This window comes from Rhodococcus erythropolis NBRC 15567, from assembly GCF_001552595.1.
GTDB lineage: Bacteria > Actinomycetota > Actinomycetes > Mycobacteriales > Mycobacteriaceae > Rhodococcus_F > Rhodococcus_F erythropolis.
Map to the genome: position 1 here is coordinate 71,358 of NZ_BCRM01000009.1, position 23,571 is coordinate 94,928.

Annotated in this window: 20 protein-coding genes; 9 read left to right on the plus strand and 11 right to left on the minus strand. The window is 63.5% G+C overall.

Translation table 11 applies throughout. From position 1 onward, the window contains the following. The first annotated feature begins 94 nt into the window (after window positions 1-94). Both RE4_RS14575 and RE4_RS14580 read left to right on the plus strand, forming a co-directional pair. The gene (locus RE4_RS14575; RefSeq protein ID WP_003940953.1) at window positions 95-673 is read left to right on the plus strand and encodes a sigma-70 family RNA polymerase sigma factor; all 579 of its coding nucleotides are present in this window, start codon (window positions 95-97) and stop codon (window positions 671-673) included. Then, a complete protein-coding gene (locus tag RE4_RS14580) occupies window positions 657-1,595 on the plus strand; it encodes an anti-sigma-D factor RsdA (RefSeq protein WP_245206731.1) in 939 nt (312 codons plus the stop codon). The genes RE4_RS14575 and RE4_RS14580 overlap by 17 nt, the downstream gene beginning before the upstream one ends. A gap of 88 nt (window positions 1,596-1,683) precedes the next feature. Here RE4_RS14580 and RE4_RS14585 read toward each other — a convergent pair whose 3' ends face one another. Then, window positions 1,684-2,088: a DUF5319 domain-containing protein gene (locus RE4_RS14585; RefSeq protein ID WP_003940777.1), complete on the minus strand. Its 405-nt coding sequence runs from the start codon at window positions 2,086-2,088 to the stop codon at window positions 1,684-1,686. 243 nt (window positions 2,089-2,331) lie between these two features. On the opposite strand from RE4_RS14585, the gene guaB reads away from it, so the two are divergent. The 3 genes from guaB (at window position 2,332) to RE4_RS14600 (ending at window position 6,950) form a co-directional block, all read left to right on the plus strand. Next, window positions 2,332-3,855 (plus strand): IMP dehydrogenase, encoded by a 1,524-nt coding sequence (guaB, locus tag RE4_RS14590; RefSeq protein WP_020723641.1) that lies wholly within the window; start codon window positions 2,332-2,334, stop codon window positions 3,853-3,855. A gap of 27 nt (window positions 3,856-3,882) precedes the next feature. Then, window positions 3,883-5,022, plus strand: a complete 1,140-nt coding sequence (locus tag RE4_RS14595) for a GuaB3 family IMP dehydrogenase-related protein (protein ID WP_003940976.1) — start codon at window positions 3,883-3,885, stop codon at window positions 5,020-5,022. 173 nt (window positions 5,023-5,195) lie between these two features. Beyond that, window positions 5,196-6,950, plus strand: coding sequence for a GMC oxidoreductase (locus RE4_RS14600; protein WP_060938810.1), 1,755 nt, complete (start codon window positions 5,196-5,198; stop codon window positions 6,948-6,950). An 83-nt stretch (window positions 6,951-7,033) separates the two neighbouring features. On the opposite strand, the gene RE4_RS14605 is transcribed toward RE4_RS14600, so the two are convergent. Together RE4_RS14605 and RE4_RS14610 are read right to left on the minus strand one after the other, a co-directional pair. Then, window positions 7,034-8,791 carry an Ig-like domain-containing protein gene (locus RE4_RS14605; RefSeq protein WP_060938811.1) on the minus strand — a complete coding sequence of 586 codons (1,758 nt, stop codon included), beginning with the start codon at window positions 8,789-8,791 and terminating at the stop codon, window positions 7,034-7,036. Window positions 8,792-8,842: 51 nt separating this feature from the next. Continuing rightward, window positions 8,843-10,612: an Ig-like domain-containing protein gene (locus RE4_RS14610; RefSeq protein WP_060938812.1), complete on the minus strand. Its 1,770-nt coding sequence runs from the start codon at window positions 10,610-10,612 to the stop codon at window positions 8,843-8,845. Between the two features lie 367 nt (window positions 10,613-10,979). Here RE4_RS14610 and guaA point away from each other — a divergent pair, with 367 nt between their 5' ends. Further along, window positions 10,980-12,551 carry a glutamine-hydrolyzing GMP synthase gene (gene guaA / locus RE4_RS14615; protein ID WP_020969072.1) on the plus strand — a complete coding sequence of 524 codons (1,572 nt, stop codon included), beginning with the start codon at window positions 10,980-10,982 and terminating at the stop codon, window positions 12,549-12,551. Window positions 12,552-12,607: 56 nt separating this feature from the next. Here the strand turns inward: guaA and RE4_RS14620 are convergent, their stop codons facing one another. Both RE4_RS14620 and RE4_RS14625 read right to left on the minus strand, forming a co-directional pair. Beyond that, window positions 12,608-12,841, minus strand: a complete 234-nt coding sequence (locus RE4_RS14620; RefSeq protein WP_020906937.1) for a hypothetical protein — start codon at window positions 12,839-12,841, stop codon at window positions 12,608-12,610. Then, window positions 12,838-14,232: a PspC domain-containing protein gene (locus RE4_RS14625; protein WP_060938813.1), complete on the minus strand. Its 1,395-nt coding sequence runs from the start codon at window positions 14,230-14,232 to the stop codon at window positions 12,838-12,840. Before RE4_RS14625 ends, RE4_RS14620 begins: the two co-directional genes overlap by 4 nt. Before the next feature lie 236 nt (window positions 14,233-14,468). Between RE4_RS14625 and RE4_RS14630 the strand changes: the two genes are divergently transcribed. From RE4_RS14630 to RE4_RS14640, 3 genes are read left to right on the plus strand one after another with little or no spacing between them, the layout of a single operon-like run. Beyond that, window positions 14,469-15,749, plus strand: coding sequence for an ATP-binding protein (locus tag RE4_RS14630; RefSeq protein WP_060938863.1), 1,281 nt, complete (start codon window positions 14,469-14,471; stop codon window positions 15,747-15,749). Further along, on the plus strand, window positions 15,746-16,405 hold the full coding sequence (locus tag RE4_RS14635; protein WP_020969075.1) for a response regulator: 660 nt from the start codon (window positions 15,746-15,748) through the stop codon (window positions 16,403-16,405). Before RE4_RS14630 ends, RE4_RS14635 begins: the two co-directional genes overlap by 4 nt. A gap of 49 nt (window positions 16,406-16,454) precedes the next feature. Continuing rightward, window positions 16,455-17,909, plus strand: coding sequence for an MFS transporter (locus RE4_RS14640; protein ID WP_060938864.1), 1,455 nt, complete (start codon window positions 16,455-16,457; stop codon window positions 17,907-17,909). Here RE4_RS14640 and RE4_RS14645 read toward each other — a convergent pair. The 6 genes from RE4_RS14645 to RE4_RS14670 form a co-directional block, all read right to left on the minus strand. Next, a complete protein-coding gene (locus RE4_RS14645) occupies window positions 17,906-19,114 on the minus strand; it encodes an MFS transporter (protein WP_060938814.1) in 1,209 nt (402 codons plus the stop codon). The two genes, RE4_RS14640 and RE4_RS14645, sit on opposite strands and share 4 nt — an antisense overlap. A gap of 188 nt (window positions 19,115-19,302) precedes the next feature. Beyond that, complete coding sequence (locus RE4_RS14650) at window positions 19,303-20,697, minus strand: sensor histidine kinase (protein WP_060938815.1); 1,395 nt, start codon at window positions 20,695-20,697, stop codon at window positions 19,303-19,305. Next, window positions 20,694-21,392 (minus strand): response regulator transcription factor, encoded by a 699-nt coding sequence (locus RE4_RS14655; protein WP_060938816.1) that lies wholly within the window; start codon window positions 21,390-21,392, stop codon window positions 20,694-20,696. Before RE4_RS14655 ends, RE4_RS14650 begins: the two co-directional genes overlap by 4 nt. A gap of 75 nt (window positions 21,393-21,467) precedes the next feature. Next, complete coding sequence (locus tag RE4_RS14660) at window positions 21,468-22,109, minus strand: phosphatase PAP2 family protein (RefSeq protein ID WP_060938817.1); 642 nt, start codon at window positions 22,107-22,109, stop codon at window positions 21,468-21,470. A 2-nt stretch (window positions 22,110-22,111) separates the two neighbouring features. Next, a complete protein-coding gene (locus tag RE4_RS14665; protein ID WP_020969077.1) occupies window positions 22,112-22,696 on the minus strand; it encodes a M15 family metallopeptidase in 585 nt (194 codons plus the stop codon). A gap of 110 nt (window positions 22,697-22,806) precedes the next feature. Beyond that, window positions 22,807-23,484, minus strand: a complete 678-nt coding sequence (locus RE4_RS14670) for a winged helix-turn-helix transcriptional regulator (RefSeq protein ID WP_029254940.1) — start codon at window positions 23,482-23,484, stop codon at window positions 22,807-22,809. Between the last annotated feature and the right edge of the window lie 87 nt (window positions 23,485-23,571).

Here is a 23,571-nt window from a genome sequence, read left to right on the forward strand (position 1 = left end):
GCCGGTCCGGATGGTTACTCTTAGAGGGTTCCGCTGAGAGCGGGAGCACACCCGCTCGGGAGGTGCCACTGTAACGCCAGGATTTTCGCTGGCGATGACAAATACGAGCGATGAGTTGGACACCGCGGTCGCCGCTGCTGCGCAGGGCGACCGTACAGCTCTAGCTTTGGTTCTGGAGAACATCCGACCGATGGTGGTGCGCTACTGCCGCGGTCGAGTTGGTGCGGCCGAGCGGGGACACCTGTCCGCTGACGACGTCGCGCAGGAAGTGTGTCTGGCCGTGATGACCGCGCTGCCGCGTTATCAAGACCAGGGACGCCCGTTCATGGCCTTTGTGTACGGAATTGCCGCGCACAAGGTTGCGGACGCGCATAGAAGTTCCGCCCGTAACAAGTCGGAGCCCGTTTCCGAAGTACCGGATGTAATAGCACTGGATGATGGTCCCGAACAGCGAGCACTCGATTCGGAGTCCAGCAGACAGATGCATGAACTTCTCGGCACACTTCCGGAGAAGCATCGAGAAATCTTGATACTTCGCCTGGTGGTCGGGATGTCGGCCGAGGAAACGGCCGTCGCCGTCGGTAGTACCGCCGGAGCTGTACGAGTCGCTCAGCACAGGGCGATCGCGAAACTGAAAAAAGAAGTAACGAAAGCAGGTGAGAGCTTTGGCTAGAGACGAGGGGCGTGACGCTTCGAATCTCGGTGATCTCGCCGACGACGGTACGCCAGTGGACTTGGCTGCGGTTCGGCGTGACGATGCGCTGATCGAGTCCATTTCGAGTGGCGGGCCGGTAGCAACCGATAGCACCGAACAGTACGAACTTGCGTTGATTCTCTCGCAATGGCGTGACGATGTCGTTGCGACTCCGATGCCCGAGGGTCCGTTGTTGGACGATGTCATCGCTGCAATCACAGCGACGCCGTCCGGCTTCTCCGATCGTCAGCGTTCCCGTTCCCGTTCCCGATTGCGTGTGGTCCGCCCGATCGCCGCCGCAGCAGCTGTTGCAGCAGTGGTCTTCGGTGGTGCCACAGCGATGGCGTACGACGCCCGGCCCGGCGATGCCCTCTGGGGCGTCAAGCAGGTCGTCTTCGCCGACGAGGCCAACTCGACGGTCGCGAAGATCGACACAACATCCGAGCTGGAAAAGGCCGAGCGTCTGTTGGCCGCCGGGGACATTCCCGCGGCAAAGATGGTGCTGGACAACGCAGCTCACCGTGCCGATGCGGTCAAGGACTCGCAGGACAAGACGGATCTCGTCGAGCGTTGGGGCAAGTTGATGACGCAGGTCCAGGAGACCACGTCACCCGCAGCGCCGCCGCCGACGAGTGGTCAGCCGGCCGGCCCGACGACTTCGATCACGGCAATTCCGGGCTCCTCGGTCAAACCGCTCAATCCTCAGGGACCTGGCGAACCGACGAGTTCGACCAAACCGGATCCGGGAGTACAGCTGCAATTGCCGCCGACGTCGGCTTCCTCGACACCTCCGACCTCGTTGCCGACGACAACCACGACGACAACGACCACCACCACAACAACGACGTCTCTGGCGCCTGCCTCGTCGCCGTCCGGTGATTTCTCGTCACCCCCACCCTGATCGGCATCGTTCCGATCTGAATTCATACGAAAGTGGCCGACAGCAATTGCTTGTCGGCCACTTTCGTATGAACTTGGTGGGGTTTCGCTCAGCTGTCGAAACCGTCGCCGTGCATCGCCTCGTTCATCGACGCGTCGGCGTATCCACGGCAGTAGTCCCACGTGACATATGCCTCAGGCATCGGGTCGTAGGCAGGCTCGTGGGGGCGGACGGTTCCGTCCACGAGGAGCTGCAGCAGGTTTGCGCGCAGCATGTCCCAGTCGTGGTAGTGATCTTGTTGGCAGTCTTCGCAGCACACTACGAGACCGCGGATGCCGCGGTGAGCGAGGAGCGCCTCGTAGACGGCGAGGTCAGCGAGATCCTCCTCGACCGCTTGGCGTTCGTGGGGGTCGAGTGGTTGACCCGGCTCGATGGCATCGAGAGCCGCGGAGGGGTCAGCTGGGTCGCCGGCGAAGGGATCTGGCGGCAGACCGGGGGGCAGTTGATCACGCACAGCACCACGGTACGCAGGTCAGGGGGGTCAGCGCCACTTGTTACGCGTACCCGCAGCGTGGGTGGGATGGTTCGGACCTTTGAGTGAGCCGATACCATGGTGTGCAACGCCGGGAAAAGGTGCCAGGAATTTCTTTCCGTGCAGGCGCCTTCTATCCGATATCCAGCTTTCGTAATCCGTTTCGAGGCGGCTGCTACAGCGGTCGCCCTGGGCGAATCTAGGTCCATGGAGGGTCCTGACCGCATGAGTAGTTCTGCAGGACATGTACACACCGGAGGAGACGACCCCAACAAGGTCGCGATGCTGGGACTGACTTACGACGACGTGCTGCTGTTGCCTGCTGCGTCCGACGTCATCCCGAGCCAGGTCGACACGTCCAGTCAACTGACCCGCGACATCCGTCTGCGGATTCCGTTGGTCAGTTCTGCGATGGACACCGTCACCGAGTCGCGCATGGCAATTGCGATGGCACGCGCCGGCGGCATGGGTGTTCTGCATCGCAACTCGTCCGTCGAGGTTCAGGCAGGACAGGTCGAGACCGTCAAGCGCTCCGAGGCCGGCATGGTGACCGATCCCGTCACGTGTAAGCCGACCGACACGATGGGGGAGGTCGACGCGAAGTGCGCTCGCTTCCGCATCTCGGGTCTGCCGGTCACCGACGACGCCGGCCAGCTGGTCGGCATCGTCACGAACCGTGACATGCGTTTCGAGGTCGACCAGAATCGTCCGGTCGTCGAGATCATGACCAAGATGCCGCTGATCACCGCTCAGGAAGGCGTCACCGCAGACGTGGCACTGGGCCTTCTTCGTCGGCACAAGATCGAGAAGCTGCCGATCGTCGACGGCAACGGCAAGCTCACCGGCCTGATCACGGTCAAGGACTTCGTCAAGACCGAGCAGCATCCGGACGCTACCAAGGACCGTGACGGTCGACTGCTCGTCGGCGCTGCGGTCGGTGCAGGCGACGACGCCTTCCAGCGTGCGATGGCGCTCACCGATGCCGGTGTGGACGTACTCGTGGTGGACAGTGCGCACGGTCATTCGTCCAACGTTCTCGACATGATCGCCAAGCTCAAGCGTGAACTGGGTGAGCGGGTTCAGATCATCGGTGGCAACGTCGCTACGCGCGCGGGTGCTCTGGCACTGGTCGAAGCCGGCGTCGATGCCGTCAAGGTCGGAGTCGGCCCTGGTTCCATCTGCACCACCCGCGTCATCGCCGGTGTCGGTGCCCCTCAGGTCACGGCCATCCTGGAAGCGGTTGCCGCGTGCAAGCCTCTGGGTGTGCCCGTCATCGCTGACGGTGGACTCCAGTTCTCCGGTGACATCGCGAAGGCTCTTGCCGCGGGTGCGTCGACGGCCATGCTGGGTTCGCTCCTGGCCGGTACCGCTGAATCGCCCGGCGAACTGATCCTGGTCGGCGGCAAGCAGTTCAAGAGCTACCGCGGTATGGGTTCGCTCGGCGCGATGCAATCGCGTGGCGAGGCCAAGTCGTACTCCAAGGACCGGTACTTCCAGGACGACGTACTTTCCGAGGACAAGTTGGTTCCGGAAGGCATCGAAGGACGTGTTCCGTTCCGTGGCCCGCTTTCCCAGGTGACGCACCAGCTCACCGGTGGTCTGCGCGCTGCCATGGGTTACACGGGGTCGGCGACGATCGAGCACCTGCAGAACGCTCAGTTCGTCCAGATCACGGCGGCCGGTTTGAAGGAAAGCCATCCGCACGACATCACGATGACTGTCGAAGCACCCAACTACACCGCTCGTTAGCAACCAGTACACGAGAAAGGGGCGCGCGTGCGCGACCTCGTTGAGATCGGCATGGGTCGAACGGCCCGACGTACCTACGAGTTGGACGATGTGAACATCGTTCCCTCCCGGCGAACCCGTTCGTCGAAGGAGGTGTCGACTGCTTGGCAGCTCGACGCTTACAGGTTCGACATCCCAGTCCTCGCACATCCCACCGACGCGTTGGTCTCGCCGACCTTCGCGATCGAGCTGGGTAAGCGCGGCGGCCTCGGTGTCATCAACGGTGAAGGCCTGTGGGGCCGTCACCCCGATGTCGAGGAGAAGCTCCGGCGTCTCGTCGAGATCGCCGAGAAGGACGGTGGCGTCGACGCAGCCATCCGCTACTTGCAGGAGCTGCACGCGGCACCGCTGCAGGCGGGTCTTCTGGCTGCTGCGGTGGCGCAGGTCCGTGATTCGGGGGTCACCACTGCCGTTCGGGTCAGTCCGCAGAATGCGCGCGCACTGACGCCCGAGCTGATCAAGGCCGGAATCGACCTGCTGGTCGTCCACGGCACCATCATCTCGGCCGAGCACGTCGTGCACACCGAGCAGGAACCGCTGAACCTCAAGACGTTCATCTCGGAACTCGACGTTCCGGTTGTCGCTGGTGGGGTCAGTGACCACCGCACCGCGCTGCACCTGATGCGTACCGGCGCTGCCGGTGTCATCGTCGGGTACGGCTCCACCGAGGGTGCAACCACCACCGGTGAGGTCCTGGGTATCGGCGTTCCGATGGCCACGGCCATTGCCGACGCTGCAGCAGCCAGGCGCGACTACCTCGACGAGACGGGTGGACGCTACGTCCACGTTATCGCCGACGGTGACATCGCAACTTCGGGTGATCTGGCGAAGGCCATCGCCTGCGGTGCCGACGCTGCCGTTCTGGGCACGCCGCTGGCCGTGTCCGCCGAGGCGCCGGGTGGCGGCTGGTACTGGCCGTCCGCTGCGGCTCATCCTTCGGTTCCGCGTGGAGCGCTTCTTCCGGTTTCCTACGGCGAGCGTCCGAGCTTGGATCAGGTCCTGAGCGGTCCTTCGGATGATCCGTACGGTTCTCTGAACTTCGTCGGCGGTCTTCGTCGGTCGATGGCCAAGGCCGGGTACTCCGACCTCAAGGAGTTCCAGAAGGTCGGACTGACGGTCCGCGCGTAGTTTGTACCTTTCTGTGGCCCCGGTTCTTCGTGAACCGGGGCCACAGTTCGTTGTGCAGGACTTTCTTCCGTTCCTGATACTTGCGGTTACGCTTATGGGGCCCCTTGTGGTGGTAGTCACAAGGGATAGGTGCATACTGGCGGGTAACTACGGTTCACGGTGGAGGTGTCCTGATGGGCAAGCAACGGGCAACGGACTACGACGTACTGATCGTCGGATCCGGGTTCGGCGGAAGCGTGAGCGCGCTTCGTCTCGTGGAGAAGGGCTACAAGGTCGGCGTCATCGAAGCCGGCCGACGGTATGCCGACGAAGATTTCGCGAAGACCAGCTGGGATCTCAAGAAGTTCCTCTGGGCTCCGAAGCTGGGTTGCTTCGGCATTCAGCGCGTGCATCTGCTGCGCGACTGCCTCATCCTCGCGGGCGCAGGCGTCGGCGGCGGGTCGTTGAACTACGCCAATACGCTCTACCAGCCACCGGAGCCGTTCTTCCAAGACAAGCAGTGGGCGCACATCACCGACTGGCGAAGTGAGCTCACCCCGTACTACGAGCAGGCTCAGAAGATGCTCGGCGTCGTGCAGAATCCGCACATGACGCCCGCTGACGAGATCATGAAGTCGGTCGCCGACGACATGGGCGTCGGCGACACGTTCATCCAGACCCCTGTCGGCGTCTACTTCGGTGAGCCGGGCAAGAAAGCGAAGGACCCGTACTTCGGCGGCGTCGGACCCGAGCGCACCGGTTGCATCGAGTGTGGCGAGTGCATGACGGGTTGCCGTCACGGAGCGAAGAACACTCTCCTCAAGAACTACCTGGGCCTTGCCGAGACAGCCGGCGCCGAGATCATTCCGATGACCACCGTGTCCGGACTTCGTGAGGCTCGCGACGGTTCGTGGGATGTGTTCACCGAGCGAACCGGTGCATTCGGGCGAAAGAACCGCCGCACCTACACGGCTGCGAACGTGATTCTCGCGGCCGGAACGTGGGGCACTCAGCATCTGCTCTTCGACATGAAGGACACCGGCGCTCTGCCCAAGCTCTCCGACAAGCTCGGCGAGCTGACTCGAACGAACTCCGAATCCATCGTCGGCGCAGGCAAGTACAAGGTCGATCCTGCACTCGACCTGACCCGCGGAGTGGCGATCACGTCGTCGTTCCACCCGAGTAGTGACACCCACATCGAGCCGGTCCGCTACGGCAAGGGTTCCAACGCGATGGGTCTGCTGCAGACCTTGATGACGGACGGCGGTGGCTCGACACCACGGTGGATCAAGTTCCTCGGTGTGGTCGCGAAGAACCCGTACCAGATGCTGCGGATGCTGACCGTCAAGGACTGGAGCGAGCGCACGATCATCGCGTTGGTCATGCAGAACCTCGACAACTCGATCACCACGTACACGAAGAAGGGCCTGTTCGGTCGACGGAAGGTCACCAGCAAGCAGGGCCACGGTCAGCCGAACCCGACGTGGATTCCCGAGGGCAACGAGGCGACGCGTCGAGTTGCCGCGAAGATCGACGGCGTCGCAGGCGGAACGTGGGGCGAGATCTTCAACGTTCCTTTGACCGCGCACTTCCTGGGCGGTTGCGCTATCGCGTCGGATTCCGATCACGGCGTCATCGATCCGTACCACCGCGTGTACGGCTACCCGACGCTCAGCGTCGTCGACGGCGCAGCGGTCTCGGCCAATCTCGGCGTGAATCCGTCGCTGACCATTGCCGCTCAGGCTGAGCGCTCGGCCTCGCTGTGGCCGAACAAGGGAGAGACCGACCTGCGTCCCGCCCAGGGCAGCGGCTACGAACGCTTGGCTCCGATTGCACCCAAGTCGCCCGTGGTGCCGGCGTCGGCTCCGGCCGCGCTGGTTCTGCCGATCGTGAAGATCACCGGTGGCAAGACGGCTACAGCTGTTCCGGTGGAGCCTGCTGCCGGATAGTTCACCGAGAACCGAAAAGGGGCGTGTCGTCGAGGATTCGACGGCACGCCCCTTTTGCAGTTTCAGATCGTCAGCCCACCTTGTCAGCCGCCCAGCGACCCGAAGAGGGTGCCGAGGTCGAGGCTGCCGGTTCCGCCACCGGGTCCGCCGTCGGTATCACCGGGGACGGTCAGGGTCTGCGGCGCAGAGGCCGAGGACGTGTAGCCCCAACCACCCACGAATTCGGCAGTGACACTGTAGGTCCCGGAGTTGTAGAACGTGGCCGGTACCGTTGCGACACCGTTGACCACGTCAACCGGTCCACCGATGAGGGTGTCACCGACCTTGAACTGGACCTTGCCCGTGGCGCCGGCCGGATCGACCGTTGCCTTGAGTGTCACCGGGGTGTTCTTCTGAACAGTTCCGACGGCGTCGAGAACCGTGGACGTCTCGACGTCAGCGGGAGCCGGAGTCGTGACACTGACCGGGAATGCCGGGGCAGCGGACGGCGCGAATCCTGGTGAACCCGTGAACTTCGCGACAACCTTGTGCGTTCCTGTCGAGGTGAAGGTGTACGGAGCGATGGCAACTCCGTCTGTTCCGACCGTGGCAGTCAGCGTTTCGGTGCCGTCGACGATGAAGTCGACGGTGCCGCCGGTGCCCTGCGGATCGACCTTGGCGGTGAGGTTGACGTCCTGACCGACCTTCGCGGTAGACGGCGAAACCGTTGCGGTAGTGGTCACGGCGTCAGGCGGCGCATCGGTCGTGACGGTCACGATCTTGGCCGACGCCGACGTCGACGCCAGGAATCCGGGTGCACCGCTGTAGCTCGCGGTGATGGAGTGCGGTCCGTCCTCGGTGAAGGTCGGGGAGATGCTTGCCGACCCTCCGGTGACCGGCACCGCGTCCCCGAGGGAGTTGTCGCCGTCGAAGAACTGGACGGTTCCACCGTTTGCGCCGCCGCTCACGTTGGCCGACAGAGTGACAGGAGTTCCGTTCTTGGCGTTGGCCGGTCCGACGACAGTGGTGGTGGTTGCCTTGTCCGCCTCGATGATCCGTGTCGTGGCGAGGGGGCCTGCGCCGCTGTTGAGAGGACCGTTCTCAGCGTCACGAGGGGTGCACCGCGTAGGCGCCCAAGCGGTGATGACCAGGGTGGCCTTGGGGAGGAATGTGAGGAAGTTGCGATCGTTGTTCCATGCTCCTGCGCTGCCGCCGGTGCGTACCTTCATCGCGACGTCCCCTGAATCGCCGGCCTTGAGAACTGCCTTGACCTGGGGGAGTTGGAACTGGGTGTAGCCGTCGGCATTGTTGGAGCCGTCGACGTTCTTGCCGGTCGCCTTGACGACTATCCCGCCCTCGGAGTTGATGCTCGAGCTGGGGCTGTTGCCGATGACCTGGTTGTTTCCGGAGAGACGCAGAATCGTTCCGTTGGGATCGACGTTGCCGTTCTCGTTGACACGCAGGATGTTCGGCGCGACACCGCTGAGCCCTGCCGAAGTTCCGGGAACGATGGTGGCTTCCACCAGGGTGGCGTTCGCGGGAACGTCGACGTCGACCTTGATGCGGGAGACGTTCTGGACGGTCGCACCCGAAGCCGATCCGGGGAAGGCGATGGGACCGGGTTGGATGGTGACCTCGAAGGTCTCACCCGCTCCGACGCTCTCCGGTGCGTCGACGATGACCGAACCGGACTGGGACTGCGTGGTCGGACCGGCGACGGCGGACGGGGTTGCGAGGCAACTCGTTCCGAAAGTTGTTGTCACCGGGGCCGCTGATGCGGGGATTCCCGCGAGGATGACGCCACTGGCGAGTGCCGTGGCGGCGATCGGCGCCGCGATGCGACGTCTGGAGTACACGAACATGGATTCTCCTGAGCTGGGTACGGGAGTGGTGTCCAAAGCTGATGTGGGGGACTAGCTTCCGAAGAGCGGGATGAGGCCGCTGAGTGAACCGGTGTCCACGCTTCCGGTGCCGCCGCCGTCTGTCGGTGCGGTGCCGACCTGCACGACCGTCGGGCCGGAGACGGAGTTCTTCCAGCCGGCGTCGCCGACGAAGTTGCCAGTGAGGCCGAACGTTCCCTCGTCGTCGAAGGTGTGCGTGAGCGTCGCGACGCCGTTGACGACGGCAACGGGTGCGCCGATGGGCGTCGTGCCGGACTTGAACTGGACCATTCCGTTTGCTGTTCCGGGTGCAACGGTGGCCTTGAGTTGCAATGCCTTTCCGACCTGAGCGGAGCCGCTGACAGTCAGAACTGTCGTGGTGTCCGCGCGGGCGGGCTCGGGATCGGTCACGTTCACCGTGAACGATGTGGACGTGGAGCCGATGAATCCGGTTCCGCCGGAGAACTCGGCAACCACGGCTGCGGCACCGGCTGATGCGAAGGTGTGCGGGAGGATCGCGACGCCGTCACCCGTGCCGACGGGTGCGGTACCGACCTCGGCGCCGTCGACCTTGAACGTCACGGTTCCGCTGCTCGGGATGGGGGAGACGGTGGCCGAGAGGTTGGTCGGTTCACCGACGACTGCTGTGAGCGGTTCGACAACGGTGGTGGTGGTTCCCCAGTCGGGATCGCTGACGTCGAGTTGGGTTGCGGTGGACACTGAATCGCCGTAGCCGGCCTCGCCGGTGAACACTGCGGTGAAGCTGTGCGTGCCGGAGGCGTCGTAGCTGCGGGTCAGGGAAGCCGTTCCGTCGACCACGGCCACCGGTGCGCCGAGGTTGGTGTCGCCGTCCTTGAACTGCACCGTGCCCACGGCGTTGGCCGGAGTGACGACGGCGCTCACGGTGATGCTGTCACCGACCAATGCTGCGTTCGGAGCCGAGATCGTGGTGGTGGTGTCCGCGGAGACGTCGACGGTCTGGACTCCGGAGGTCGAGCTGTGGAATCCCGGACCGGCGTTGTACGCGGCGGTGATGTCGTGGGCGCCGACGCTGTCGAAGGTGTGGGAGAGGGTGGCGCTACCGCCCGAGACCGGGACGGGTGCGCCGATGTCGTTGCCGCCGTCCTTGAACTGGACGGTGCCGCTCGCGTCGGACGGCGCAACCGTCGCGGTCAGGTCGACCGGCGTGCCGACCTTCGCCGTTGCCGGTGCAACCAGAGTGGTTCCGGTGGCGACAGACGGGTCGACGACCTGGACGTTGACGTTGATCGGGTTGAGGCCCTGCTGCGTGCTGAAGGCGTTGACGTCGAAGAGCATGCCGCTGTCGTACGTCCCGAACGCTGTGCCGACAGGGACCGTGTAGGTCGCTTCGAGCGTGACGGGTTGGTTCTTCTTGACGACGAATCCACCGACGAGGAAGGTGCAGCCGCTCGAGCACTTCGCTGAGACTCCGCCATCTGATTCGTTGCTGATCGTCGCCCGGTTGGTCACACCCAGGTAGGTGGCCTTGGCGCTGCCCGGCACGAGGACGAATCCTGCGGGCGGGATGTCACGGATCTTTGCGATCGACCGTTCGATGCCGCTTTCGTTGTGCTTGATCTCGGTCTTGTACGTGACGGTGTCACCCGGGTGAACTGCCGCGTTCCCGATGACACTCTTCGTGAAGATCAGATTGTCGGTCGTGCCGGTGAAGGTGGTCGGCGGGGCTTCGTCAGCAGTGGCCGGCGTGCCGAGGGCTAGAAGTCCGGCGGCAGCCGTCACAGCCGCGACAGGTATGGCGAGTCGTCGTATGAATCGACGCACAGGTCCTCCTCGAGGTGAGCGCCGTTCGGCGGCGCCGGCCGTTTGCGATCGTGATCCTGATCACTTGACGGGCGAGATTACCTTTACTGGACGTTTGGTTCAGGCGAATCGGTCAAACGTCCAGAAAATTCACCCTCCGTCCATTTCGGGCTCTGGCCTGCGATGATGTCGCCGATTTGATTGCCGAAGCTAAAGTGCGGGTGATTGGGGCATCGTTGACCTGGACGGTGGTCTAGTTCGCCCCGAGGTCGCCGCGCAGTCCGGAGGGTCGGCCTTTGTAGTGACGTACCTCGCGCTCACTCGGCCGAGGAGCGGGCTGAGTCCATGCATGCGCAGAAGCGCTGGCTGCGGCGATTAGACTGCACCTGTGGCAGATATCGAGCAGCAGAGACCAGTTCTTGTCGTCGACTTCGGAGCGCAGTACGCGCAGTTGATCGCACGGCGAGTTCGCGAAGCCAAGGTCTACTCGGAGGTGATTCCGCACACCACGACCGTCGAGGAGATCGTGGCCAAGAACCCCTTGGCTGTTGTGCTCTCGGGTGGGCCCTCGAGTGTCTACGCAGACGGTGCTCCCAAGCTCGATCCCGCACTTTTTGATCACGACATCCCGGTTTTCGGAATCTGCTACGGATTCCAGGCAATGGCAGGCGCCCTCGGCGGCACCGTTGCCGAGACCGGTACCCGCGAATACGGCCGTACCGACATCGCGGTATCCGGTGGGTTGCTGCACGACGGACTTCCCGCGACGCAGCCGGTGTGGATGAGCCACGGTGACGCCGTCACCGAAGCGCCGTCCGGCTTCGAGGTGACTGCGACCAGCGATGGCGCTCCCGTCGCAGCGTTCGAAGATCGCGCCCGCAAGCTCGCCGGCGTGCAATACCACCCCGAGGTTCTGCATTCCCCACACGGTCAGCAGGTCCTGAGCCGCTTCCTGCACGAGATCGCCGGTATTCCGGCAGCGTGGACGGCGTCCAACATCGCCGATGCGCTGATCGAGCAGGTTCGCGAGCAGGTCGGCGACGGACACGCCATCTGCGGTCTGTCCGGTGGTGTCGACTCGGCTGTCGCTGCGGCTTTGGTTCAGCGGGCAATCGGCGACCGGTTGACGTGTGTCTTCGTCGATCACGGTTTGATGCGAGCCGGTGAGCGCACGCAGGTCGAGCAGGACTTCGTCGCGGCAACCGGTGCGCGTCTGATCACCGTGGATGCTGCGGACACCTTCATCGGTGAGCTGGCTGGGGTCACCGATCCCGAGACCAAGCGCAAGATCATCGGCCGCGAGTTCATCCGCAGCTTCGAAGGCGCAGTCAGTGATGTTCTGGGCGAGAACGCATCTCACGGTGCGACCGTCGACTTCCTCGTGCAGGGCACCCTGTACCCGGATGTCGTGGAGTCCGGCGGCGGCACGGGAACTGCAAACATCAAGAGCCATCACAATGTCGGCGGGCTGCCGGAAGACCTGCAGTTCAAGTTGGTCGAACCGCTGCGTCTGCTGTTCAAGGACGAGGTCCGTGCAGTGGGCCGCGAACTCGGCCTGCCGGAAGAGATCGTCGGTCGCCAGCCGTTCCCCGGTCCCGGACTCGGTATCCGCATCATCGGTGAGGTCACCCGTGATCGCCTCGAGATCCTGCGTCAGGCAGATTCCATTGCGCGCGAAGAGCTTACGTCTGCAGGTTTGGACGGAACGATTTGGCAGTGCCCGGTGGTTCTCCTTGCCGACGTCCGCAGCGTGGGCGTACAGGGTGACGGCCGGACGTACGGTCATCCGATCGTGCTGCGTCCGGTCTCGAGTGAAGACGCGATGACCGCGGACTGGACGCGTCTGCCGTACGAGACCCTCGAGCGCATCTCGACTCGAATCACCAACGAGGTGGCGGACGTGAACCGCGTAGTCCTCGACGTGACGAGCAAGCCGCCGGGAACTATTGAGTGGGAGTAAAAAACAACTGTGCGCCTTTATTAACCCCCCGCGGTTAATAAAGGCGCACAGTAGTTTTACTTGCGGTTGCGCCGATTCGGCAGAATCACCAGCAGTAGTCCTGCCACGACGGCGGCACCGACGAACAGCCAACGGAATTGAATGTTCGCTGCCGGCGCCAGAGAGAACGGCCCGACCAACGCCCACACGCTGACCAGTAGTGCGGCCAGTCCTGCGATCAGCAGAAGTGCCGAGGGGCGCTTGGATTCTCGGGTCTCGTCCTGGTCTGTCGTCTCGTCGTACTCGCTCATGATTGCGTCACCTTCAGGCTGCCGAACGTGGCTTTGGCGTTGATGGTCAGGGTGGGAGAGTCCGGTGTCGCATCGCGGCCCGGGTGTATTCCGCCGTCGAGGCAACCTGATCCGTCACCCATGACGACGGTGCAGCTGTTCTTGACGTTGACGGTTGGTGGCACCATGACGGTGAACTCGCCGAACGACGCCGCGACGTCGATGGTCTCGTCCTCGGTGAACTTGACCCCGTTGAGGTCGAGAGTAAAGCTTCCGAAGGCTCCCGAATACGACGGATCCAACTCGGAAGCTGTTGCCGGAGTCCATCTTTGCTCACCCGAGGCGTCGAACTCTATCGGGTAGACCAACGAGGCGAGAAGCACGAAACCCACGAGTGGTCCGGTGACGACCAGCAGGCCGTACCCCTTGCGGAAGAATGCCCCGAGGATCAGGCCGAGTGCGATGACGGCGAGTCCGACTGCACCGACTCGGCCGGGAGTGAACCACTCGTTGCCGGTTGCGGCGCCCGCTGCCCCTGTGACGGCGGCGACGATGATTGCGAGTCCGAGGACCGTCAGCGTCCAACGCGAGCGACGCTTACGTGGCGGCAACGGGAGCAGCGGTGTGGCCTTGGCTGCCGGATCCGGAAGATCCCAGGCGAACGGAGCGACACCGAGCGGATCCCAGGACGGCGGCGTGATGGCGGCCTCACCGATCACCTCGGTCGGATTGGTGCTGACCGAAGCGCTCGGGTCCTTCGACAGGTTTATCGTCGGATGAGCGGCCTGAGATTGTGGTGACTGCTGCGGCTGGTCGGCCGGTCGTTCCTCGGGCACATAGCTGTCGGGGAGTTTGGTGTACGGCGTGTACACGGGAGGCTGATTGGGCGCGAAGTATCCGGGGGTGAACGGCCCAGGCGTGAATCCGGTGCCTGGATACGCGGTGCCTGCGCCGACATAAGGCGACGTGTTCTGCGGCAGTGCGGGCGGGATGGGCGCTCGTTGGTAGAGCAGCCACAGGCCACCGACCATCAGGATCAGCCCGATCAGTCCGGAACCACCCAGACCGACGCCGACGGGGCCGACAGTCGTAGCCGCGATGGCGAGGGCCACCAGCAAGACGATGGTCTTGGTACTGGAATCGGAACTGTGTCCGCGGCCCATCAACGACTGCGCGGGGGACGATCCGTCACCGGCACGGGCAAGTACCAACCAGCCGGCGAGGTAGAGAAGGATGCCTGAGCCACCGAAAATGGTGGACGCGACAAACGCCACGCGTACGAGAACGGGGTCGATGCCGTACCGGTATCCGATTCCGGCGCATACCCCAGCCACGTGACCTTGTGCCGGCAGACGCACGGGGCGGGTCCGCCACAGATCCTGGATCTGTTCTTGGAAAGTCGGATTGTTCATGAATCAATCCTGGCTTCCGAGGCAGCCTCCGCGCATCAGGGCCAACCCTGATCTTTGTGGTGATCGCGGGTGAGGGTGGCGGCCTGATTCAGGGTTGGACCCTGATGTGTGTCCGCGTGGTTCGTGCCAGTATCGACTATGTGCAATATCTGTCAGATCCGCCGTTCGTGAGCGGTCCCGCTCCCGGGTTTGCGGGAGGCCCGCCCGTCGACGGGGTACCGGTGCATCCCGTACCCATGAAGAAGGGCGTGCCCATTCCGGGTGCCGTGCCACTGCGAAAGCTGGAGCGGCGCTCCGGCGGTCGCATCGTCGCCGGAGTTGCGGGCGGTATCGCCGATCATCTCGGTATCGACGTCCTGAAAGTGCGCGTCGCCTTCACGATTCTTGCTGCGATGGCCGGATCCGGCATCGTCATTTACGGCGCCTTGTGGATCTTCACCTCTGCCGGCACGGACACGCAGAAGCCGTCCGCGGCCGAGCGGCAGCGGGCGTACGGCTTGATCGCACTCGGATTGGGCGGCGCAGCCGCGTTGTCCTGGTTGTTCAGCGGCACGGCGGGTTCGGTGCTCGCGCCGTTCTTCGTCGTCGCGATCGGTGCCGCCTTGGTGTGGCGCGAGTTCGACTCCGACGGTCCCCGTACTGTCATCGGCTTGCCGCAGCGGCCTACCGTTCTGACGTGGGCGCGGGTGGTCGGGGGGGCCACCTTGATCATCTTGGGTCTTGGCGTTGTCGTCCTTGCTCAGGTCGACCTCGAAGCACTGCGCTCGTCTCTCTTGGCGGTGGTCGTGACGCTGATCGGTGTCGGTTTGTTGACGGTGCCGCTGTGGCTGCGGATGTGGCGTGCTCTCGGCGCCGAGCGTGCGGCCCGAATTCGCAACGACGAACGTGAAGAGATTGCGTCGCATCTACACGACTCCGTCCTTCAGACGTTGGCGCTGATTCAGAAGCAGTCCGACAACCCACAAGAGGTGGCGCGCCTGGCCCGCGGTCAGGAACGCGAGCTGCGCAAGTGGTTGTTCAGCGGCGGCGACATCGACCACACGAGCCTGACGGAAGGCCTGAAGATCATCGCCGGTGAAGTGGAAGACCAGCACGGTGTCACGGTCCGTCCCGTCACTGTCGGCGACGTACAACTCGAAGGCGGAGGCGTCGAGAACGGCCTGCCCAAGGAAGCGTTCACCGCGCTCCTCGGTGCGACGCGTGAAGCTCTCGTGAACTCGGCAAAGCACTCGGGGGAGAAGGAAATCAATCTGTTCGCCGAGGTCGAGGGTGATCAGGTCAGTGTGTTCGTTCGTGATCGCGGCGTCGGATTCGACGTCGACGCGGTGCCGGAGGATCGCCAGGGGCTGGCCAAGTCGATTCGTGGTCGAATCGAGCGTCGCGGTGGCCGCGTCGTGGTTCGATCCGACATCGGAAAGGGCACCGAAATCCGCGTGCACATGCCGCTCGGTGACTCTGCTCTAAAGTGGGACCAGACTGCTGACCGTGTCGACAACCCCGAGGAACAGCCCCAGTGACTTCGCTTGCGCCGCCCCCGTACCGCGTATTTCTTGTCGACGATCATGCAGTGTTCCGCTCCGGGGTGAGGGCCGAACTCTCGCGCGAGACGGATATGGATGTCGTCGGTGAGGCCGGCGGCGTGGCGGAGGCAATCGCCGGTATCAACTCGACGAAGCCGCATGTCGTTCTGCTCGATGTCCACATGCCCGACGGTGGTGGAGTGGCAGTTCTGCGCGGAATCGATTCCGGCCCGGTGTGCCTGGCGCTCAGCGTTTCCGATGCCGCCGAAGACGTGATCGCGGTGATCCGCGGCGGTGCGCGCGGGTATGTGACCAAGACGATCTCGGGATCCGAACTTGCCGAGGGCGTACGACGCGTTGCCGGTGGTGACGCGGTGTTCGGGCCGCGCCTGGCAGGTTTCGTGTTGGACTCCTTCACCGGACGCTCCAATGCACCCGAGCCACAACTCGATCCGGAACTCGATTCTCTTACTCCGCGGGAACTCGAAGTGCTCAGATTGCTGGCACGTGGGTACACCTACCGTGAAATTGCCGAGGACCTGGTGATTTCCGTGAAGACGGTCGAGACTCACGCATCGAACGTTCTGCGAAAGACTCAGCAGTCCAATCGCAATGCGCTGACTCGTTGGGCACATCGCCGCCAGATCGACTGAATTTCCGCGCACCCTTTCGCGATTGCGAGTGAAGGCGCACCATGGACCGATGACGGAACCACTGGCGCTCGCGTCGAAACGTGGGCGTTGGGTTGTCGCCGCCACCGTTCTCGGCTCGAGCATGGCTCTCCTCGACGGCACCGTAGTCAACATTGCTCTGCCGCACATCGGCGAGGACTTGAATTCCGGTGTCGCCGGGCTGCAGTGGACTCTGAGTGGATACACCTTGGCATTGGCGTCGCTGATACTGCTCGGGGGAGCCCTCGGCGATCGTTGGGGTCGGCGGCGGGTATTCGTGTGGGGGACGGTCTGGTTCGCGGTCGCGTCGTTGCTGTGCGGAATTGCACCTGACATCACGTTTCTGGTGATTGCGCGGATCCTGCAGGGAGTGGGAGCTGCGCTCTTGACGCCTGGCAGCCTTGCCATCATTTCCGCGTCACTTCGCGAGGAGGACCGCGGTGCGGCGATCGGCTTGTGGTCGGGCTTGGGTGGTGTCGCTGGCGCTATCGGTCCGCTGTTCGGTGGTTGGCTGGTGGAAGTGGCGGGATGGCGATCGGTGTTCCTGCTCAACATTCCGTTGGCGATCGTCGTGGTGTGGGCAGCGGTGCGCCACGTGCCCGAGAGCCGCGATCCGCATCCGCCCGAGCACCTGGATGTGGTCGGATCTGCCTGCGCAGTAGTCGGTCTCGGGGCGCTGACGTACGGGCTGATCGAAGTCAACCCGATAGTCGGGCTGGTCGGGGTGCTCGCGCTGTGCCTGTTCGTTGTGGTGGAACGTCGATCGCCGAGTGCGTTGGTGCCGCCGTCCCTGTTTCGTTCGCGGATGTTCGTCGCGGCCAATCTGGTGACTCTCGCGGTCTATGCGGCGCTTGGCGGTGTGTTCTTCCTGCTCGTGCTGCAATTGCAGTTGGTCGCGGGGTACTCGCCGGTGGCTGCCGGCGTCGCAACGGTACCGATCACCTTGGCATTGTTGCTGTTGTCTTCGCGCGCGGGCAGTTACGCGCAGACGCACGGACCGCGATTGCCGATGACGGTCGGGCCCGCCGTTGCCGCGGTGGGGTTGGTGTTGATGACGCGGATCGGCCCGGATGCGTCGTACCTGACCGTCGTGCTGCCGGGAGTTCTGGTCTTCGGGCTCGGCCTGGCGGTGATGGTGGCGCCGTTGACCGCCGCCGTGCTCGGCTCGGTGCCGGTGGAGCAGTCCGGAATCGCGTCGGGTGTGAACAATGCCGTTGCTCGCACGAGCCAGCTTCTTGCGGTTGCGGCCTTGCCTGCCCTGGTGGGTATCGATGCCGAGAGCCTGGTCGATCCGTCGAGTTTCTCCGACGGTTTCCGGTACGCGATGTACATCTGTGTGGCGCTGCTGTTGATCGGTGCGGCGATCGCCGCGACGCTGATTCGTACTCCGGCAGTCGAGCCTGTTCAGGAAGCGGATTCGGTTGCCTGCAAGCCGCATTGTGATCTGACGGGACCTGCAGTGCAACCGAATCCGATGAGGGACTAGACGCTGATGTCGCGATCTCGGCTGGGCACCAAGGGGATTGCCGCGGCTGGAAATGCCGCGACTATCGCGAAAGCGAGCGGGTAGCCGACCGCGCCGATCAGCGCACCGACCACCGGGCCCACTGCTGACGCGGCAATGAACTGGCCGGTGTTCTGTGCGCCCAACGCTTTTCCTTGCCATTTCGGCCCGGCAGCTTCGGCGACGGATGTGAACGCCAAACCGTTGTCGGCGACGCTGACGGTGGTTGCCAGCAGCAGGATCAGGGCCGGCACGCCCCAAGGCGCTGCGCCGGCTGCTGCCATGGCCAACATGACCGCGGACGCGGAGACGGCAACCAACCTCAGCGGGCCTACTCTGCTTCCGGCACGATCACTCCAGATGCCGACGACGATGCGGCCGAGCGCACCCACGAACTGGGAGATCCCGATCAGGAGTCCAGCGGGCGCCGCATCCCAGCCTTGCTCGCTGATCAGCCAGACCAGACCGAACGTCGAGAGGGTGAACTGCGGAAATACCAGCAGTGCCGAGACGACGTGAATGCGCCAGAGGAACCAGTTCGAGCGATAAGGGTTGATCGTCTCGACCGGGATATCTGTGGACCGTGCCGCCGGGCGCGGGGGATTGACCAATGCGACGGCACAGATCAGGGCGAGGACGCCGTTGAGCGCCACCGACAGTCCGACGGCCGAGCCGATTCCTACGTTCGCGGCGAGAGTCGGGATGGTCAACGACGCAATGGTCACGCCCAGTGGCTGTGACATCTGCCTGATGCCCATCGCAAGGCCGCGCCGATCCTTGGGAAACCAGCCGACCACAACACGCCCACTGGCGGCGTTGGTGCTCGCCGCAGCCATTCCGCCCAGTAGAAATGCGATCCCGAGGAGGGCGTAGTTGTCGGTGGTGGTCGCGGCGAGCGCGGCGATCGTCGTCAGCGCGAGCCCGATGGAGATGACCCATTTCTCACCGAATCTGTCAGCCATCGCTCCCCACGCCACCAAGGTGAGAACCATGCCGAAAGTGGGTGCAGCGGCCAGGGTTCCGGCTTGCGTCAACGAGAGACCGTGCTCGGAATGCAGCAGGGGGATCAAAAAGGCGGGGGTGCTGACGAAGACGGTGCCTGCGGCCTGGGCTGCGACGCCGATTCCGAGCATCGTCCACGCCTTCGGGGAGACGGCCGTCTTTTCCAACCGCGACGCCTGCGTCATGGTGCCCTCCGATTTCTACGCTGTTCGACGATGCCGACGCTACTCGCGTAGTTTCACATGTTGAAACCAGAATCCCATTATTTGGTCAAACTTGGGCGGCCCAGGGTGCGAAGTGCCCACCCCTTTTCGAGCGAACGGTACGACGATCGCCTTGGGTGCGCCGAAAGGTACGTTCGCTCGGGAATGGGTCAGCGATGGGGCAGGCGAACCGTGAAGATCGTGCGCCCGTCCACCTGGTCGACGCCGATGGTGCCGCCGTGCAAGTGCACGTTCTCGACGGCGAGGGAGAGCCCGAGTCCGCTGCCTTCGCTGCGTCCGCGCGCGGTGTCGACCTTGTAGAACCGCCGAAAAATCGCCTGCCGGTCTTCGGGTGAGATGCCGGGGCCGTGGTCGACGACGGTGATGACGGAGAAACCGGGTTCTGCGCTCAACTCGACGCGAACCGGAGGCGCTCCGTGGCGCAGTGCGTTGCCGACGAGGTTGGCGACGACTATGTCGATTCGACGCGAATCCACTCTGGTGCTGACGCTTTCGGGTGCACGGAGTTCGACGGTTTCTGTCCAACCTCGGCTCTCGAGTGTGCGCTCGGTCAATTCGACGAGGTCGACGTCGTCGAGGACGAGACGCGCCTGTTGTGAGTCGTGGCGCGACATTTCGATCAGATCTTCGACAAGTCGAGTGAGCTTGCCGATCTCACTGCTCACGATGCGCGCTGCAGCGGCGGCGTCTGGCGGAAGATTGGGGATCTCTTCGCGGAGGATTTCGCTGACCGGAACCAATGCCGCCAGCGGCGTTCGAAGCTCGTGGGAGACGTCGGCGACAAATCTTCTCGACTGCTCTTCCGATTCTTCCAGACCTCGGATGACCGCTTCGTTGCGAGCGACCATGTTGTTGAAAGTTGTTGTGACCTGGGCAAGTTCGGCTACTCCGTCTTCGGGGAGCCGGACGCTCAGGTCGCCGTCGGCGGCGCGGGCGGCGGCCTCGTCCAGGCGTTTGAGCGGACGGACCAGCGTCGACGCGATCCAGAGTCCGAGCAGACCGCTCACCAGCACACCCGCCGCGAGGGTGAGACCGACAGCTCGAAGCAGGTCGTCGAACTTGTCCTGCACCCCTACCAGCGGCCGGATGGTGACGGCTTTGACCAGTGTCTCGTTGTCGTAGCCGTCGTCTGCAGTCATGTCCACGACATTGACCGACATTCCCAACATGATGCGCTGGGAGTCGAGTCTCTCGAAGCGGATCAGTTTGGGACTGTCCAAACCCTCTTCGAAGCTGGGTGGGATCGTTGCCGCATCCACTGATCCTTGACGGATGACTTCGCCGTCGACGATCAGAGTCATGTCGGACTGGAAGATCTGTCCGAGGGTGTCAGGTGTCAGCCCGTCTACCGGCGGTCCGTTGCTGTACTGCAGTTCGTCGCGAAATTGTGCCGTTGCCACGTCCTGAGCGTTGGAATAGATCCACGACCGCGCCATGAACGAGACGACGCCTGCGGTTGCTCCGGCGATGATCACGACGATTGCGATGAACACGAGCACGAGCCTGGTCCGCAGACCGTCGACCCGAAGCCAGGTCGGTCTCATCGGGCCGGGCTGGTGTTGAAGCGATACCCGAACCCGCGCACCGTTTCGATCACGGTCGGTGCGGCTGGGTCGTCCTCGATCTTTCCGCGCAGCCGCTGCACTGCTGCATCGACGATTCGTGAGTCGCCCAGGTATTCCTGGTCCCAGGCTGCGGACAACAACTGCCTGCGGCTGAGAACCTGTCCGGGGTTTTCGGTCAGCGCCAGTATCAGTCGGAGTTCGGTCGGAGTCAGGGTCAGCAGCATCCCGGCCTTGCGTACCTGCAAGGACGACCGATCCAATTCCAGGTCGCCGAACTTCTCTGCGCCCGGCGCCACATCTGAACGCGTCGTTGCGGGTGCCGAGCGCCGCACGACGGCTTTGATCCGAGCATCGAGGACACGCGGACTGGCCGGTTTGACGACGTAGTCGTCGGCACCGGCCTCGAGGCCCGCAACAGTGTCGATGTCGTCGGATCTGGCGGTCAAGATGATGATCGGGATCGAACTGCGCGTACGGATGCGTCGACAGATCTCGTAACCGTCGGCTCCTGGCAGTCCGAGGTCGAGTAGGACGAGGTCGGTGGAGCCGAGGACGTCGTCGAAATCGCCGTTACCGTCGGGTCGATGGCTGACGTTGTGCCCGAGTCGGTTCAGTCCCAACGTGATTGCCTCGGCTACCGCTGGATCGTCTTCTATGAAAAGAATGCTCACCATGCGCTCACCTTGGACTCGCCATGATCAGGGGCCTTCTGCGGTCGGAGGAATCTCGGTCAGCCAAGGGTACAGGGGTCACACTTTCGAGAGCCGTTCGTTGCCTGAGTCCGCCAGTACTGCGTGCCGTGCGACGCTGGTGTTCAACGGAAATGCCGACACGGCGAGGGTGTAACAGCCGACGAGCAGTAGCGCACCGATCACGTCACTCGGCCGGTGCCATTGCAACGCGACTACCGAGATCGCGGTCCCGATGGTGATCAGCGCACCGTTGACTGCAACGACTGCCCGCCACCTCGAGGGTGTGACGAGCACGATCGCGCAGACCAGAGCAGCGATGGCCGTCAGCGTGCCGCTGGGGAAGGAATTGTGCATCACCAGGCCGTTCAGGTCCGGTCGATCCAACGATTGTTTGAGAACCCAGGCCGTCGTGATGGGACCGAGGGTCACGACGACGACGCGTAGGGCCAGCGCAATCGGGTTGTTGCGCAATGTGATCATGAGTGCCACGAGCACTCCTCCCACTATCAGTATCGGAGTGACGAGGCCGATGAACTCGGTGGAGAACACACTGAGTCCTTCGGAGGTGGCCGCGCCCACCATGAGTTGTTGGTCGACGATCTGACCACCAGTAGTGTTGACTGCCAGTTCGAATTCGACGACTCCGAGGATCAGGAGTGCCAGTGCGGCAATCAGTCTCGCGGGTTTGACTCGTGTCATGATCAGCCTTCCGCTCTCTCGTCCGAAGGGTTGCTCAGTTGGGGCGGGCATTCCCCGCCGGGAGTGGTTGCCAATTCGAAATGCCACATCTCGTTGGCATAGGTCTGACAGAGGCCGTAATCATTGCCGTGCTGGATGAGCCAGTCGTCGGCGTCGGTCGGTCCGATGTCGACGGCTTGTCCGCTGACATGCTTCGACAGACTCGGGGAGTGCACCCATTTGGACGCTTCGTTCATGCTGCCGTACTTGACGACGGCTTCGTCGAACAGTCGCTGTTGGTATGCGGCGGACCGCCAACCCGAGGTGACGTGCATGTTCACTCCGGAGGCCTGTGCGTCGGCCGCTGCCGACTGCAGCGCCGCGAGAAGGGCGGAATCGAGACGGGCCAGTGCAGGTACATGGGTATCCTGCACGCTGATGCCGTCCTCGATCTCGCCGCCTGCGGGTCCTGAATCAGGCTGAGTGGCAAGGTAATTACCACTCTTGGGCTTTGCTTCTTCTGTGTACGAGCATGCGCTGAGCGTGAGCGCACCCAGTGCGACTGCACCGAGTGCGGCGAGGCGGATTATTCCGCGGTGGCTGGGCATACAACAGAGACTGCTCGGTCAGTGTCACCGTCAGGTGGTCGCCGTTCGTCGACGGTGTCACGGTCTGAAACAGCTCTGTAACAGGACGGAACGGGGCTGGTGAGCGCGCTTTACACGGGGCGCGGGATCGATGCGAAAGTCGACAGTTCGAACCACGAAGGCAAGCTACGACGCAACGCCGTAGGCCCCGAAATGGTGACGTCACCTGACCGTATGGCGTCCGACCAGGTCAGGTTACCGCGCCAGATCTCGGTCATCGGTCGCAAGCCCGCAGAGACCGACACCGCAACGTCGAAACCCGGATCGATATCGCACATGTCCACCTCCCCGGAATTGATGACGAGCCACCAGTTTCGCGAATGTTCACGCACTCCGGAGAAAACGAAGTGCACCACGGTCTTTCCGTCGGGAACCACGGAGTGATCCACGCGTCGATGCATGTCCCACAGCAGCAGTTTCGGATCCAGGTCTTCATCGCCCAGCTCGCCGATCCACCTGGTACCCCAGATTCCGAGAGCTTCGACCACAGGGCGCAGTTCTCGGCCCGCGTCGGTCAATCGGTAACTGACGACGCAGTCGGTTTCTTCTCGCTCCACGATGCCGGCGATCGCGAGTTGGTGCAGCCGCGTGGAGAGCAGAGTCGGTGACATTCGCGGAAGTCCGCGTCGGAGATCGTTGAAATGGTCGCTTCCCATCATCAGTTCGCGCAGGAGAAGCAGCGTCCACCGCTCGTCGAGTAGCTCCATCGCCTTGGCGACGGGGCAGAACTGGTGGTACGAGGACCCCATCACTCGATCGTAGGCCTCTGGAGTGCTCCGGTACAGATTTCGTACTGGAGAGGAGTGAACCGTCGTCGTAGCGTCGAAGTAACGGCA